Origin of the sequence: Pseudomonas sp. 8Z, from assembly GCF_902506535.1 — a bacterium.
In the GTDB taxonomy this organism is placed as follows: domain Bacteria; phylum Pseudomonadota; class Gammaproteobacteria; order Pseudomonadales; family Pseudomonadaceae; genus Aquipseudomonas.
In genome coordinates, this window is the sequence record NZ_LR733833.1 from 1 (window position 1) to 13834 (window position 13834).

Sequence of the window (13834 nt, forward strand, 5' to 3'; positions counted from 1 at the left end):
GGGCCGCTAAATTCTCGGGAAAGTCGGAGGCTCAGCCTGCGTACCTACCGATTAGCCTGATACCTAGCCAGCAACGGGTCGTGGTCGCCCCGGCAGAATATGAAGAAATCCATTTCCAGCCCTCTAGCTGCGTCGAGGCTTATCGGGTGGCCCAGCTTGGGGCTGAGCAGGCCTACCAGGCGCTGCGCGAGTCAGGTGAGGTCATCGCAGGTGGCCAGCGCGTTAGTGCAGAGGTTGGTGCGGTGAGTACAGCGGTTGCCTGGCAGCGCCTTATGGGGCGTTCGCTACAGCACACAACGGATCTTTCGGCAGAGGGGAGTGAGGTTGCCGGGGGCATCCTGGCCAGCGCCCAAATGTTCAAAAACTTCAAAGGGTGGCTAGATCTGCAAACGCTTCTACCTGGGTACGTGACTTTGGCCGCTTGGGTTTTCTGGATTGTTCTGTTACTGGCGCCGTTGTTCCTGCTGTTAGCTCCGTTGCGGGGAGGTCAGATAATCGCTCAGTGGCTGGCGCTTCTATTGCTGCCTGTGATTGGGGTGATGGTGGTCCAGATCATAAATTTTGGGGCATCCATGGTCATGGCGGCTGTAGCGGTTGGTCAGGCAGGCGCCGCCAGCGGGTGGACAGGGGCTGGTGCCGACTACGATGCGTTGCGCGGGATGATGACCGGACTGGCTGTGGGTGTCCTTGGGTACTCGACCTGGATTACCGGCAGCATGCTGGGAGTGTCGTTGAGCGGACTGACTGGCAGTTTATCAGGAGCAGTTGCGACAGCTAGTGAGGCCGGTGCTTTCGTGTCGAGAGCTGTCGGAATGGCCATGGTGGTAGGTCGTCTAGGTCGAATGGGCGGGGCTGCTGATATGAGTCGGCGCAGACCAGGTGGCGAACCAGGTGGAAAAACCACTTCTCGAAATGCAGCTGGCGGGGCAGGTAACAGCAGCGCGCCATCGCCTGTGCGTGTGGTTATGACGCAGTTCACCCCAGAAAGCTCTCGAACCAGAAGGCTAGGTGGAGCGAACGCAAACGGGGCACCGTCGCTTAATCCGCCTAAGAAACCCACCCCACCCACCAAACCACCGTCCTAGTTTCGGGCAGGAGGGGCGGCGCCGACCGCCCTGGTGCCGGCGAGGACGCCACCGTAGGGTGGGGCACGCCGGCACGGCCCACCTTTTCCAGAAAAACTCATAAAACCCTCTGCACCCCCCCGTTTTTCTATGGCAGGCATTTGCGCCGCTCAGGAATAGCGCTGTCGAGTTCTGCATTTCCACTGGCCTAGCACTGAGCATGCACAGCCCTACCGCTGCCGCTCCCTAGCCCTGCACTGACCGGCAACAGACAAACTCACAAAAACCACTGAGAAATAACCTTCATTCACCGCCGCTCCGTGCCGTTCCATCTACACGCCACGACCGCCTTCGAAATCTCTCTGTGACGCTCTCAATTCCCAGCACGGGAACCGACGATTTTTCCTAGCTGCTCGATGACACCTGGACACCTAGAGGTAGCGTTCCAGCGAATCATGAGTGGAGGTGAACGTTATGGGACGGCTTCTGGTGTTGATTTTGTGTTTTGGCGGAGGGTTCTGGTTGGGCTCGTATAGATTGCTGCCGCTGTGGGCTATCGGCGTACTGATCTCTTTGGCGGCTGGCCTGTTGGGCGTAGTTGAATGGCTGGAGCAGCGGGAGAGGGATGATGATGCGGGCTGATATGGAGCAGATGTTTCTGATCTCTCGGCTGTACCCATCCTGGGCCTGGTCAGCGGTGACAGCGCGTCATGTGATCGTCGCCGCTGATGGCTCTGTGCTTCGAGTGTATTGGATGCCCGCGCTGCTGCGCATGGATGACCTGTTTGCAGAGCAGTTTGTTCTGGCGCTGAACGAAGGTGAAAATATTCCCTGCCGCTTGGGCATTACGGAGTAACGAGAATGAAAAAATGGATGGTGGCGGCAGCGTTTAGCTCTGGCCTCGTGTTGGCCCCGGGCGCCTTTGCTGCGGGTAATACAGAGGCCGGAATCGCTGAACTGGTGAAGAAGTGCGAGCGGAGATCATCTCCAGGCATGTGCGCTTGTGTTCCCAAGGAAATGCACAGGGCTGGGTTCAGCTATGAGGAAATTCTGATGTTTTCCAACCCCGGCTATAAGGCAGTTACCCCTGCCGAAATTGAGCGGAATATGGACTACGGCATGAAGCTAAAACTCGTGGCTGTTCCTGCATGCCATAACAAGTAGCTTTGTTGGGCAGTTGATCTGCTCCAGGTGCGCACACCTGGAGCAGATCAGCGTGGTCATCCCAATCCAAACCACAGTGGCAGATGGGGAAGTTGCAGCAGCGCCACCATGACGATGGTGGCTCCCCAAGCGCCCTCCAGTTTCCACTCCCATTTCAGCTCGATCCGTACATTCTTCATCGTTTCTCTCCTGGTCTTTATCACGGTGAATGGCGTTGGTGCCGTCCGTGCGTTGGCCATGTTCTGGTGCGTTTGCGCGTGCCAGAAGCTGCCATTTCCAAAAAAACATGCCACCGGGAAAACCCAAGTGGTGTGTTGAGGATGATGAAGATGTGATTGAGAAGGCGCTCTATCTGCGCCCTGTAGCGGGCCGCGCTACAACCTGCCGAAAGGCGAAGTACCTTTTTTTCGTGCCACCAGTCCGAGGATCGAGCTGCGCCGTGTTTTTTCGCGGACGCGAAAATCCAGGATGACAGCCCTGTGGCTTACAGCTCGACGTTGAATTCTCGAATCCCAATCCCGGAAGCGAATCGTTCCACGGCGGTCAGGCTAGCCCAGATGCGCACGGGTTCGCGCCGCGAGCGCACGGGCAGCCAGATGGCGCCTAGGCGGGTAGCCAGCGTCCAGCCTTCCCCACCTGGCCCACGTGTGGCCCGGAATTCACGGGCGGCGCCGGTCTCGATCAGCGCTTGCAGGGTGTCCTGGTCGATGGCTTTACGCATGATTGAGCCGTCTATAGAAGCGGAGTGTGAGCGCGCCACTGTTGCCAGAGCGCCTCGAAAGTATCGCCATAACCCAGCTCGTCCGGGTACACCCTGTTACGAGCGACCCAGGTGATCAGGCGCAGGCTGTCGGCGACCAGGGCGTCATCGATGGCCCATAAGCTGGTGGGGTCGAACCCTCCGCTTTCGCAGGTGTTGAGCCATGCCAACAGCAGGTCGGCAACGTGGCGGCTTTGGCCGGTGTCGCCCTGGGCGACAGCGATCAGACGTTCAAGGGCGGCGCGGGTATCCAAGTCCATCGTGGCCATCAGGCACCTCTGTTCAAGTCGTTAGCGGAGCACTATAGCCAGCCGGCAGAGTGGCCCTGGTTGAGGCGCTGGCTCAGTGCGTGGCCCTGTTCCGGCGACAGTGCTCCGGCGACTACCAGCCCGCCGAGGAAGCCGTTCAGCTGATTGCGTGTCATCGGATGGCGGCTGTGGTTCAGGGTCTCCCAGCGGTATTCCTCGACCTGGGGGCGCAGCAGGGGCAACTGGTTGTCGGGATCGGCCAGGGCGACCAGGTCATCGAAGAACTGATTGGCGGCGGTGATCGCCGCGGAGTCTTTCAGGGGTTCGTACACGGAGCATCCTCGGCGTAGGGTCAGGCACTGCGTAAAACCAGCAGTGCCACCGATGGTACGCCAGTCCCCTGGGTTCTGGTGGCCATCTGGTATAAAAAAGCCCGCCAGGGCGGGCTCTTGTGTGGGGGGCAATTTAACAATTGCTCCGTTATGCGCAGTCAGTCAGAGGGTGCGCTTCGCTATCAGGTAGTCGGCAGACGGTTTGCCTAGGACTTATGCGACAGATTGGGCTTTTTGGATACACAAATGTGTATCCATGCGATAATGTCGCCCTATGACATGCAAAGATGCTGGCCTCCGTATCCGTGTTGAAAGGGAACTCCGTGAGGCGTTTCAAGGGGCCTGTTTGGCTGAAAATAGGAATGCGTCAGAGGTGCTACGCGAGTTCATGCAGGCATTTGCAGACCGGCATCAAGGCGGCTTGCAGCCTGATATGTTCACTGCACCAGTGACCAGGAAGCCACGTCAATCACCCAAGAGAAAAGAGATATGAGCCAAGTTAATTCTTTGGAAGGGCGTTTGACTTCGCTCGATTTGTTTGCAGGTGCGGGCGGACTGTCCGAAGGATTACGCGAAGCCGGGTTCACATCGCTTTATGCAAATGAGATTTCCCCGCGTTATGCGCAGACCTATGCTGCTAACCATCCCACCACGCATGTCGATAGCCAGGACATTCGCAATGTCGATGCAAGCAAAGTTCGAAAATTATTGGGTTTGAAGCGGGGCGAGTTGGATTTGATTGCCGGTGGCCCGCCTTGCCAAGGGTTTTCTATCAATGCACCCAAGCGTTCTACCGAAGACTCACGGAACCACCTGTTCCGCGAATACCTCAGGTTTGTTACTGAGTTTCAGCCACGTGCGGTCTTGATCGAAAACGTCCCAGGTATGGTTTCGTTTGAGGCCGGCGCGACGCTGGACTCGATCCTGGAGTCATTGAAGCAACTCGGCTATGACGCAGACGTACGAATTCTCTACGCGCCGCATTATGGTGTGCCACAAACTCGATGGCGCACGATAATCTTGGGAAGTCGTTGCGGTGTTGATCCAACAGTACTATTCCCGGAACCTCTGCGCCAAGCACCGGTTCGAGTAAATTTCACATCCCAATTCGCTGGGAAGAACCTGGTTAATTTGCCGAGCTCCCTGGAGTTACCGTCGCATGTCACCGTCCAGGATGCCATTGGCGATTTGCCAAGGCTAAATAACGGCGAAGTTGGTGAGCCAATCAAAGACTACCGGCACCCGGCCGATAATCCGTATCAGAAACTGATGCGCGTAGGCTCAACAGGGGTGACATGTCACGAGGCCGCTCGGTTGAGTAAGGTCAATCTTGAGCGCATGGCGCACATACCTCCGGGCGGAAACTGGACAGACATTCCCGAGTCGCTTTTGCCGCGCGGCATGCGTATGGCACGACGCAGTGACCACACGAAGCGCTACGGGAGGGTCAGTCCTGACGGACTTGCCTCCACCATTTTGACTAAGTGCGATCCTCATTGGGGTGCTTACTTCCACTATGAGCAGGACAGAACCTTTACCGTACGCGAAGCAGCGCGCATCCAATCTTTCCCTGATACCTACGTCTTTTGTGGTTCCCGAGTTGAGCAATACGAACAAGTTGGCAATGCTGTTCCGCCACTGTTGGGCGCCGCCGTCGGCCGGGCTATTGCCAATGTGCTAGGAAATGTCCGAAAGACCGAGCGCAAAGTACAGGTGGCGTAGTGGCCGGGAAAATTTGGGAGTTCTTCGGTTACCGCTCCGACGACCACTCGACGGCAGCGGTGGCCGCAGCGATGGAGAAGCGATGCCCCTATTTGGGCGAAGGATGCGAAAAACGTTTGAGTGACGGTGAAATCGCTGGCGTTTGCACCATCAAGCCGATGACTACTGGTCCAGTTGTTTGCTGTCCGATTCGCTTGTACGCAGACAATTACCGCGCCCTATATGATGTGGCCAAGATTGCGTTTGAAGATGATTTCGAGCTGGTCAAGGGCGGACAAGCTGCGGTGCGGGCGAGAGAGAAGCAAGCTCCTGTTGTGGCCGTTTTCGGAAAACGCTGGGGCGGCGAATTGCGCTTGCCACAAAAGGACGGCGCTGGCAGTTATTTCGTTGATTGGGTGCTGGCATTGCTCGATGCCAACGGAAAGCTGAAAGAGTTCGTCGCCGTCGAGGTTCAGACCATCGACACAACGGGAAACTACCGCAACGGGCGGACAGGCTTACTTACACCCGAACGAACAAACCCCACGACGACGGCAGGCTTGAATTGGGAAAACGTCAACAAGCGCATTTTGCCTCAACTGATCTACAAGGGGCAGGTGCTGCAACGTGAAGCGTTGTGCCGAAAAGGCTTGTTCTTTGTCTGCCCTCAACCGGTTTACACGCGAATCATGGCGCGTCTTGGTGGCGTCGGTGGGTTAATCCGCTACGCCTTGCAACCGGCATCGATCACGTTTCTTGCCTATGAACACGAAGAAGCAGGCATCATCGACGGGGCCACGGTTCCGCTGAAAGCATTACCGCCACACTCGACGACTGTGTACAAAGTACAAGAGGCGTTCAACAACGTAACCTTGCCGGCTGAGAACGTCTACCGAACCGCCATCGAGGCTGCGCTAATCTGATAAAGGGCAGCCGAAGCTGCCCTTTCTGGTTTACAACGCTAAGAAGAGAGTAAGCGGTGAAACCGTGGATTCTTGGAATCCCGCGTGTTTCTTGTAGAAGTCGGCAAGGCGCTGGTCGAGTGCATGCACCAAGACTGCCCGAGACCCTATGATCTCTGCGGCACTGATAGACCGCTCAAGCGCGTCCTGGAGCAAGTCCAGTCCTATACCTTTCCCTTGGTAGCCTTTATCGACTCCCAAGCGCCCCAAGATCGTCACGGGGATTTCGCTCATGGAAAAACGCTGCATGCTTTTAGGTGGCTCGTTTCGGGCTACTGATCCGTTCGACAGGGTGTAATAGCCTTTTACGATGTTAGTGCCTTTCTCGCATACAACATAAATCACAGCGTTTCGACTTTTGGCCTGCTTGTGAGCTTTTCTCGCAAACTCATTGATGGACGTTTCGTCGCAATCGAACTGGCTAAAGTCGTGGTTTTCGTTCAGTTTCTCAGGGGCGCTTAGGCCCAGCGTTTCGGTCTTTGTAGTAGTGTCATTAGACATTTATTGTCTCCGATAGGGTTATTTTCTAAAGCCCTCTCGAAGGCATCAAATGCCGAGTTGTCGATGAAAAACATACGCTTATCCAGAATCACTTCTTCGGCGTGCCTACAGGCAGCGTCCAAGATAAAGCTCGTTCTATCGCTTCCCAGCATCGCAGCTGCCATATCGATGAGGTTCCGCTTGTTGCTGTCAACGCGCATGTTGATTGCCACTGGTTTAAGGGCTGTATCTTTCTGCGTGTGCATAATTAAATTCCTCTAATAAAATTTTCGATGTCTGTAGTTGTTTCCTCCTTAGGATTGGATTCCGGCCTTATTGGTTAGTTGTTTCATGTGTATCTCCGGGTAACGTTCCTGAACGTTTTGGTTAATGGCTTGATGAAGCCGTCGATGCCTCGACTCAAAATCGTCGGGCTCAATATCTATTATACACATCTGTGTAGCAAATGTCTACACGGTAACGCATTTTGATTAAGGCCCTTGAGCGGCGCTACCTTTGAGCATCCTAGGTCTACAGAGAACAGGTAAGCCCACGTAATCGACTGAAATCTTTCAGGCAAACGGTATTGATTTATCATAAATAAAATATTTATATTAAATAAGATAAATACACGTGAGGAGCTTGCGATATGATCCTGCTACTAGGCGGAGAGAAGGGCGGCAGCGGCAAGAGCTGCTTGGCGCAGAACCTGGCCGTTTGGCTCCAGGCTCGCGGAGGCGACGTGCTACTGCTTGATGCTGACCCACAGGGAACGACTGCAGACTGGGCGGCAGAGCGAGCTGACCAGGACGATCTGAAAGCGATCCCAGTTGTTCAGGCCCACGGCAACATCCGGCAGACGCTCCTGGACTTGCGTAGCCGCTATCGCCAAATCGTTGTCGATGCTGGTGGGGCGGACTCTGAGGCGTTGCGCTCAGCGATGACTGTGGCCACCCATATGCTGATCCCATTCCGACCCAAGCGCCGAGACTTGAAAACGCTGCCCAAGGTCGAGAACCTGGCCAAGCTGGCCACGGCTGTTAATCCTTCGCTCATTGTCCGCGCCGTCATTACTCAGTGCCCGGCGCTGCCAAGCCAGGTGCAACGGATCCTCGATGCCAAGGAAGCATGTGCTTCGTTTGGGGTACAGCCCTTGGAGGCGATCACCACCGCCCGCAACATCTATGACGATGCGGATGAGGACGGGCGCAGCGTTCTTGAGAGCGGTGCTGACAGCCGAGCTATCGAGGAAATCGAGATGCTTGCTGCCGAACTGTGGGGCACCGCCAAATGGGATTGAAGGATTTGAAGAAGCCGGCCCAAGCAGTACCGGCGCCGCTGCCTGATAACGATACGGCTGCTTTGGAGTTCATATCGGGGGCCGCAGTCAAATCGGGGGGGGCTACTACCCCTGCTGGTCGCCGTCGAGGAAGGCCGCCCAAAAAAGTTTCCGAGTTGAGGAACACAACCCCCACAACTTTCTCGCTTGATAAGAAGGTCAACCGTGCGATTGATCGTCTGACCCTGGCACCTAGAAATCTCAAGGTTTCTCGAAGTGATGTAGTTCGAGCTGGCGTCCTTGCGTTGCAGGAAATGGAGCCAGACCAGCTCCAGGCTCTCCTGGAGCGTGTTTCACGGAGTGAGGTGATTGAAGACGAGAACGAAGAATAATAGGCGAAATATTTATTGAAAATATGCGATTTACAATAAATATGATAAATCGCATAAATCAGCTAAAGCCAGATTCTACAAGGCCTTAGAGTCATCACAACGGCTCTAGGGCCTTTCATTTGTTGCATGTTTGATTTTCCACATGATACCTTTCGCGCATCGTTGCATGAGCCCTAGCGCCCAGGGTCTCAAGAATTTACGCGTCTGCTTGGCGGCAGACAGAGCACGGCAAATCGCCATAGGGAATACCCCTAAAAACGACAAAGCCCCGCAGTGCGGGGCTTGAAGGGTCGGCTAGCAGTTGGCGCTGCTCCGGCCTGAGGTCTCGGGAGATTCGGTTTTAGCGGGCCGGAATACGAGACCTGGACGACCTATTCTAGGCGCGGAGCCCCGTGCCGTCCATAGTGCGCCAGGCCTCTCCCGAATTTTTCGGACAGGGAGCAGGTATGCAGGAAAATTTATTTGCTCGCCGCCTGCCTGGCGGTGGGCGATGGCAATAGCGAAGCGCTCTTATATCCCCCGCACGAACCCAGGCGGAAATTTCTGTGGTCATCAGCCAGACGCTCCGCGCCTGGAGTTGGTGAGGCCCACAACTGCCAAAACCCGGCCTGGGATTTTGAGGGAGCTGCAAGGCCGCGTCCGTCAGTATTACTCCGCGCCTCGCTACATCCCGTCCCTGAATGCTGCGAACGGATCGAAGCGGCAGCAGCGCAGTGAACGCCGCGAGGCATGTCTGCTATTGCTGAACGCTATCCTGGAATTCACTGACCTGGCGTCGTTACGCTGCGGTGTGCCGACGTCTGCCGGCTTCATCTCGCTGACGCTCGACTACCTGGTGCAGTACACCGGCCTGAATATGCGCCGTGCAGAACGCGCCATGGCTGATCTCAAACGTGCCAACCTGCTGACCGTATCGCAGCCCCGCCAGCTCCAGGAAGATGGATCATGGCGTGGCCTGGCTGCGGTGAAGGCGGTGAATGCGCTGCTGTTCAGTGCCTTTGGTCTCCATGAGCGACTGAAGCATGAGCGCGATAGGGCGGCCAAGAGGTTGGCGAAGAAGGCAGCCAAGGGCGGCGGCACCATCACTGGCTGGTCGCGTAATCGGCTGGTTATTGGTAGGTCTGCTACCAGCCGTCGCAGTGCCGAATCTGGACCGCCGCGAGGTATTGATCTGCAAACGTACCAGCAGGCCATGAACGAGCTGCGACTCGAGCTCAAGCAGACATATCCCAACATGCCTCCCGGCGAGCGAAACGCCGAGGCAGAGCGAATCCTTCGCAGCAAGCTCCGAGCCTGACCAAGGTCAGCCCGATGCGCCTGCCGCTTGGCTGAGCGCTAAAAACCGAGTCGCTATCCGGTACTCGGCCACCTTCTTACCCTTCTTGCACGCCGTTTCAGCCCTAGGGAGGCAGTTACCTACCTGGGCCTTGTGGGTATGCCTGTGGATAGAAAATATTAAGTGTCGGTGCTGATTCAGATAGGTGTCGATCATTAACCAGGTGGTTTAAAAGAATCAGTAGAGCGGTGCCTACGGCACCAAATGACGCCAGCGCTGGTTCGCGCCTACGGCGCTGCGCTGACAAGATCGTGGGCGCTGCCCACACCCGGCATGGGCCTGCGGCCCCTGCACCCCCAAACGCGCCAGATACACCGAGAAGAAGAACAAGGGCTGATAGGGCGCGCAGAGGCACCGTGCTGGCCGTGATCGCGTGTCCCGCGAGTTAGCTGATTCGCTGCTCTGAGGGACGCAGGGGGTAATGTGTTGACTCTAGACAGGCCGCTTCGCGGGTATCGCCGCCCAACCTCCATCGCCATCATCCAAGTGCGTGCAAGCGGCTAATATGCCCTGCGGGCATGGCGTGCCTCAGCAGGCCTCGCTATGGATCTGAAAAAGCCGATGACGTACGGCCATGGCTGTTTCGTCAGTTCCTGCTGAGCACGATTCCAGGAACACATGAATTTCATCGAGTTGGTTGCGCAGCAGGGTAGTCTGCCTTTCCGCTGCGTCGGTGTTGCGCAACGCCTCATCACGATCCAAGTCAGAAATGGCGAGAATTCCGCGCATACCGTCCAGCTCCTGGCTATGAGTCATGGCCAACTTCGCTAATTGCACCTGGTGTTGATCCTCGATCAACTCGATTTCTGCGCGGTGTTCCTGGAGCAGGGCTTTGTGCCGGGCCACACTGGTCTCCAGCGTGGCCTCGATCCGTGCTTTTGCCCTTTTGCTTTCGATGAGCAGGAGAGCCAGGACACAGATGGTGATGAGAAAGGCGCCGATCACAAACAGCAGAATGCTGGTGATCCAATTAGGGTCGATATTCAACGCAGATAGACCTCGGTGATTTCAGGGCGGAAATGCCCCATCTCTTGGGAAACAACCTCCAGCGCCTCTTTTCTGGGAAGGTGCCGCTGTAGTGTGGCCATACGCTCCTGGGCATAGGTGTGGCGTAGTCCATGCGCGCCAGTTGACCAGCCGAGTGCTGCCTTAGAGGCAGCGCTAACGGACTTGCTCCAGGGCTGACCACCTCCAATTCCGTAGAACTGCTGATAGTTGATGCCCCTATCCTTGACGGTGCGCGGTTCTGATAAGCGGATAGTTTCCAGGCGCCTGGCCAACGGTATTGGGATGCGTACCTCGCGGGTGAGCCCCCCTTTGCCGTGGACGGTGTAGCTGATGGTTGTTTCCCGGATGCCGGAGAATTTCATCCCATGCGCGGGGCGCTCATCTGGCGTCTGATGGTGCGTTCTACGCAGTGACAGAAGCTCATGAGCACGCAGGCCTGCGGCATGGGCAATTTCTGTAGCAAGTGCGTTGTGTGGGGCCTGGCGGGCGGCGATTAGCGCCATCTGTTCGCGGCTATATGCTCTCGCCTGATCAGCCAGCCGGCGACCTAATGTTGGTTGGCCTGCTTTCCCCTTACGGGCTGTCGCAGTGCTCTTGATGACTTCCAGGGTTTGTCCTGGTGAAAGCTTGTTCGTGACGTGCTGCATCATGGCCTGGAGGGCCTGGCGCTCCATGTCCAAGGTTTTCTGGCCAACGACCGTTGCACGTTGGCGTAGGTAGTCGAGAGCGCCGGCAGGCGTCATTTCACGGAGGCTGCCTAGACGATTTTCTTGGAGATAGGCAGTGATTCGCTCTAGCCGCTGCTCGTAGTTTCGAACGGTGCCGACCGACCTGATGTGTGTGCCTTGCAGCTTTTTCATCACGGACGCGGCCTGTTTCGCCGGCTTGGCAAATTTAGCCATCGTGCTGTTTCCGGTTCCTATGCAGCCAGCGATTCACGGTAGAGCGTTCGACGGTAACGCCTTTCTCCGCGAGCCAGCGCTGTAACTCTGTGCCATTGCAGCCTGCGGCATCGAGCTGTAACAGCTCGTGCGTGTAGGTATCCAGCAATGAGCGGCGCTGGGCATACGTCTTGGGTTTTCTCCGAATCCTAGATTCGGATTTGAGGCGCGCAGCAATGCTCTGGGCATCGAATTCGCTCATAGGTTATTGCCTGGTAGTTCACTTGTAAGAACGTCTGACCGTTTCCGGTTCAGCGGCACACCATCTAAGAGCAATCCGAAGATCGTCGAAGGTGGTTCGATGTATGCCTGTTCGCCACAACCCTTCGCACATAGGTGCAGGCGGGGACTGATCACGCCTTCCTGGACTCTCTCTCCAGGACTGATTCCTGATTAGCCGCTCAGGTGCGGTTGCCACTTTGGTCTGGCTGACCTGGTTGGGTGGGTGCTTCTCCTCTGTTGAATGCTGATGTTGCCGACGCGTAGTCGGGGCCAGGTCGATCACACTCGCGATGACGCGATGTGTGATCGATTCGGCTCTGCCTGCGATGACGCGGGACAGAACCTCTGCCATTGCCTCTCCCATGAATCACACGGGGTAAAGGCTGCCGGGCAGGGCGGTTTCAAGCTCGGCCAGCTTACGAGAGCGAGGGGCTTGACGCAATGCAATGCTGTTGCGTTATATTTGTTGCGCGAAATTAACTTATACAAGGGCGCCCGCTATGTAGAGCGCCGTCTAGGCGCGTTACATAGCGGGCGCATGACACCCGTAAAACGCAACAACAGCAACTGCATCGAGTTCGATGGATGACACAATAATTTGGGGGGTAGGCTCGGGTTTTGAGCCTACTTTTGGGGGAGCCCGCTATGAAAATCGAGAAAATTTCCGACGGACTGGACTGGCTGCACGCGAGGCTGCCTAGGGCAGCGAGGTGGACATTCCGCGCCGCTGCGGTGTTGCTCGCTATTGGGATGATCCATATCGCCGCCGCAGCCCTGATTGATGGCTACACGGCTAGAGTCCTGGAGCAATACGCGCGGGCAGAGGCTGAGCGCTCAATCCTAGCCCTGCCACTAGGTCATATCCTGGGCAGTGTGGGGGTGATCATGTTGTGGCTGTGGGTGCCCATGATTCTGACCCGCCTCCTCCTCGGTCTGCGTGCGCGCCTATGGCGTCGGGCAGGTCAGTGATGAGCACTGCGACGGCAGAAAATTTCGCGGGATTCAACTGGGTTTTTGCGCTGTGGGATAGCGCTGCATTAACGATCATTGCTGCCACTGAGCCGTTGTTTATGGTGCTACACCAGTTCAGTACGGCACTGATAGTTGTGGTGGGTTTTGCGTGGTGTTTTTTGATTGCCCTGCGGGTTCGCGAGGGAATTGCTGGTGTCCTGGTTGGCGGGCTTCTGATTTTCGCGTTGGTGCTGCCGTACGGTATGAAGTCGGCGGCAGTTCAACTCCCCAGCGGCGCCACTGTACAGATGGTCGAGGCTCAGGCTATTCCGCTCAAATTTGTTATGTCAGCCCACAAGCTTTTTCGCTCACTTCTTGATCCTGTGATGAGTAGCTACACAGTGGCAGGAACAATCGTGCCTGCTCAAGCTGCGATTGACGACATCGTTGGGCGATCGGCAGACGTTTTTGCTGGTAGTGATCTGGCTCAGCTCATACGCGACTACAACGCCAGCTGTGTTCCACACACCAACAATCTGACTGGGCCAGAGCGTGCAACCAAGGTCGAGGCCCTGCATTCCATTGGACTGCTCGGCGGTGGTGGATTAGGCATTCCGGATCAGGAAATTAGTCTGATTTCCCAGGCACGTACGGCGCTCGATGGAGCCTGGACATTCGTGTCCGGTTCGGCAGAAGAGAATGGTGGTTGGGTCGCATATCTCCTAGGAGGCGGGGCAGCCCGAACTGGATTGGAGCGGGTGTTGGATCAACGAGCCATGCAGTCCAGGCGTGAGGAAGGCCTGCGTATGCTCGAGCACGTCGGGCCGTTCATGGGCGGACGCTACAAACTCCCGGCGAAGGATTTCTGGGCCGCTAAATTCTCGGGAAAGTCGGAGGCTCAGCCTGCGTACCTACCGATTAGCCTGATACCTAGCCAGCAACGGGTCGTGGTCGCCCCGGCAGAATATGAAGAAATCCATTTCCAGCCCTCTAG

17 protein-coding genes and 2 pseudogenes are annotated in these 13834 nt (G+C 56.5%); 10 read left to right on the top strand and 9 right to left on the bottom strand.

Features of this window, described 5'->3' with window-relative positions:
* The 3 genes and pseudogenes from AERO9A_RS22255 to AERO9A_RS22265 all read left to right on the top strand — a co-directional run.
* Positions 1-1085, top strand: a pseudogene (locus AERO9A_RS22255) (hypothetical protein); the annotation flags it as partial.
* A gap of 607 nt (positions 1086-1692) precedes the next feature.
* Positions 1693-1920 (top strand): hypothetical protein, encoded by a 228-nt coding sequence (locus AERO9A_RS22260; RefSeq protein ID WP_159974138.1) that lies wholly within the window; start codon positions 1693-1695, stop codon positions 1918-1920.
* A gap of 5 nt (positions 1921-1925) precedes the next feature.
* Positions 1926-2228: a hypothetical protein gene (locus tag AERO9A_RS22265; RefSeq protein WP_159974139.1), complete on the top strand. Its 303-nt coding sequence runs from the start codon at positions 1926-1928 to the stop codon at positions 2226-2228.
* 56 nt (positions 2229-2284) lie between these two features.
* Here the strand turns inward: AERO9A_RS22265 and AERO9A_RS22595 are convergent, their stop codons facing one another.
* From AERO9A_RS22595 to AERO9A_RS22280, 4 genes are all read right to left on the bottom strand, one after another.
* Positions 2285-2407: a hypothetical protein gene (locus tag AERO9A_RS22595; protein WP_256666040.1), complete on the bottom strand. Its 123-nt coding sequence runs from the start codon at positions 2405-2407 to the stop codon at positions 2285-2287.
* 305 nt (positions 2408-2712) lie between these two features.
* Complete coding sequence (locus tag AERO9A_RS22270) at positions 2713-2949, bottom strand: hypothetical protein (protein WP_159974140.1); 237 nt, start codon at positions 2947-2949, stop codon at positions 2713-2715.
* Positions 2950-2960: 11 nt separating this feature from the next.
* A complete protein-coding gene (locus tag AERO9A_RS22275) occupies positions 2961-3257 on the bottom strand; it encodes a hypothetical protein (RefSeq protein ID WP_159974141.1) in 297 nt (98 codons plus the stop codon).
* 32 nt (positions 3258-3289) lie between these two features.
* On the bottom strand, positions 3290-3568 hold the full coding sequence (locus AERO9A_RS22280; protein ID WP_159974142.1) for a hypothetical protein: 279 nt from the start codon (positions 3566-3568) through the stop codon (positions 3290-3292).
* Between the two features lie 489 nt (positions 3569-4057).
* On the opposite strand from AERO9A_RS22280, the gene AERO9A_RS22285 reads away from it, so the two are divergent.
* Together AERO9A_RS22285 and AERO9A_RS22290 are read left to right on the top strand one after the other, a co-directional pair.
* A complete protein-coding gene (locus AERO9A_RS22285; protein ID WP_159974143.1) occupies positions 4058-5290 on the top strand; it encodes a DNA cytosine methyltransferase in 1233 nt (410 codons plus the stop codon).
* Positions 5290-6192 (top strand): NotI family restriction endonuclease, encoded by a 903-nt coding sequence (locus tag AERO9A_RS22290; protein ID WP_159974144.1) that lies wholly within the window; start codon positions 5290-5292, stop codon positions 6190-6192. The genes AERO9A_RS22285 and AERO9A_RS22290 overlap by 1 nt, the downstream gene beginning before the upstream one ends.
* Before the next feature lie 30 nt (positions 6193-6222).
* Here AERO9A_RS22290 and AERO9A_RS22295 read toward each other — a convergent pair whose 3' ends face one another.
* On the bottom strand, positions 6223-6732 hold the full coding sequence (locus tag AERO9A_RS22295) for a GNAT family N-acetyltransferase (RefSeq protein ID WP_159974145.1): 510 nt from the start codon (positions 6730-6732) through the stop codon (positions 6223-6225).
* The gene (locus AERO9A_RS22300) at positions 6690-6977 is read right to left on the bottom strand and encodes a DUF1778 domain-containing protein (RefSeq protein WP_159974146.1); all 288 of its coding nucleotides are present in this window, start codon (positions 6975-6977) and stop codon (positions 6690-6692) included. Before AERO9A_RS22300 ends, AERO9A_RS22295 begins: the two co-directional genes overlap by 43 nt.
* Positions 6978-7360: 383 nt before the next feature.
* On the opposite strand from AERO9A_RS22300, the gene AERO9A_RS22305 reads away from it, so the two are divergent.
* The 3 genes from AERO9A_RS22305 (at position 7361) to AERO9A_RS22315 (ending at position 9679) form a co-directional block, all read left to right on the top strand.
* Complete coding sequence (locus AERO9A_RS22305) at positions 7361-8011, top strand: AAA family ATPase (protein ID WP_121412456.1); 651 nt, start codon at positions 7361-7363, stop codon at positions 8009-8011.
* On the top strand, positions 8002-8382 hold the full coding sequence (locus tag AERO9A_RS22310; protein ID WP_159974147.1) for a hypothetical protein: 381 nt from the start codon (positions 8002-8004) through the stop codon (positions 8380-8382). Before AERO9A_RS22305 ends, AERO9A_RS22310 begins: the two co-directional genes overlap by 10 nt.
* Positions 8383-9121: 739 nt before the next feature.
* Complete coding sequence (locus AERO9A_RS22315) at positions 9122-9679, top strand: hypothetical protein (protein WP_159974148.1); 558 nt, start codon at positions 9122-9124, stop codon at positions 9677-9679.
* Between the two features lie 567 nt (positions 9680-10246).
* On the opposite strand, the gene AERO9A_RS22320 is transcribed toward AERO9A_RS22315, so the two are convergent.
* Genes AERO9A_RS22320 through AERO9A_RS22330 form a run of 3 tightly spaced genes read right to left on the bottom strand, consistent with a single transcriptional unit; the run spans position 10247 to position 11869 of the window.
* Positions 10247-10705 carry a hypothetical protein gene (locus AERO9A_RS22320; protein WP_159974149.1) on the bottom strand — a complete coding sequence of 153 codons (459 nt, stop codon included), beginning with the start codon at positions 10703-10705 and terminating at the stop codon, positions 10247-10249.
* A complete protein-coding gene (locus tag AERO9A_RS22325) occupies positions 10702-11628 on the bottom strand; it encodes a site-specific integrase (protein WP_178111201.1) in 927 nt (308 codons plus the stop codon). The genes AERO9A_RS22320 and AERO9A_RS22325 overlap by 4 nt, the downstream gene beginning before the upstream one ends.
* The gene (locus AERO9A_RS22330; protein ID WP_159974150.1) at positions 11621-11869 is read right to left on the bottom strand and encodes a hypothetical protein; all 249 of its coding nucleotides are present in this window, start codon (positions 11867-11869) and stop codon (positions 11621-11623) included. The genes AERO9A_RS22325 and AERO9A_RS22330 overlap by 8 nt, the downstream gene beginning before the upstream one ends.
* A 665-nt stretch (positions 11870-12534) precedes the next feature.
* On the opposite strand from AERO9A_RS22330, the gene AERO9A_RS22335 reads away from it, so the two are divergent.
* Both AERO9A_RS22335 and AERO9A_RS22340 read left to right on the top strand, forming a co-directional pair.
* Positions 12535-12858, top strand: coding sequence for a hypothetical protein (locus AERO9A_RS22335; RefSeq protein ID WP_159974151.1), 324 nt, complete (start codon positions 12535-12537; stop codon positions 12856-12858).
* Positions 12858-13834, top strand: a pseudogene (locus AERO9A_RS22340) (hypothetical protein); the annotation flags it as partial. The gene AERO9A_RS22335 and the pseudogene AERO9A_RS22340, both read left to right, overlap by 1 nt.

Coding starts and splice junctions, on each gene's coding strand:
- AERO9A_RS22260 (WP_159974138.1), top strand. CDS start 1,693: ATGATGCGGGCTGATATGGAGCAGATGTTTCTGATCTCTCGGCTGTAC.
- AERO9A_RS22265 (WP_159974139.1), top strand. CDS start 1,926: ATGAAAAAATGGATGGTGGCGGCAGCGTTTAGCTCTGGCCTCGTGTTG.
- AERO9A_RS22595 (WP_256666040.1), bottom strand. CDS start 2,407: ATGAAGAATGTACGGATCGAGCTGAAATGGGAGTGGAAACTGGAGGGC.
- AERO9A_RS22270 (WP_159974140.1), bottom strand. CDS start 2,949: ATGCGTAAAGCCATCGACCAGGACACCCTGCAAGCGCTGATCGAGACC.
- AERO9A_RS22275 (WP_159974141.1), bottom strand. CDS start 3,257: ATGGCCACGATGGACTTGGATACCCGCGCCGCCCTTGAACGTCTGATC.
- AERO9A_RS22285 (WP_159974143.1), top strand. CDS start 4,058: ATGAGCCAAGTTAATTCTTTGGAAGGGCGTTTGACTTCGCTCGATTTG.
- AERO9A_RS22295 (WP_159974145.1), bottom strand. CDS start 6,732: ATGTCTAATGACACTACTACAAAGACCGAAACGCTGGGCCTAAGCGCC.
- AERO9A_RS22300 (WP_159974146.1), bottom strand. CDS start 6,977: ATGCACACGCAGAAAGATACAGCCCTTAAACCAGTGGCAATCAACATG.
- AERO9A_RS22305 (WP_121412456.1), top strand. CDS start 7,361: ATGATCCTGCTACTAGGCGGAGAGAAGGGCGGCAGCGGCAAGAGCTGC.
- AERO9A_RS22310 (WP_159974147.1), top strand. CDS start 8,002: ATGGGATTGAAGGATTTGAAGAAGCCGGCCCAAGCAGTACCGGCGCCG.
- AERO9A_RS22325 (WP_178111201.1), bottom strand. CDS start 11,628: ATGGCTAAATTTGCCAAGCCGGCGAAACAGGCCGCGTCCGTGATGAAA.
- AERO9A_RS22330 (WP_159974150.1), bottom strand. CDS start 11,869: ATGAGCGAATTCGATGCCCAGAGCATTGCTGCGCGCCTCAAATCCGAA.
- AERO9A_RS22335 (WP_159974151.1), top strand. CDS start 12,535: ATGAAAATCGAGAAAATTTCCGACGGACTGGACTGGCTGCACGCGAGG.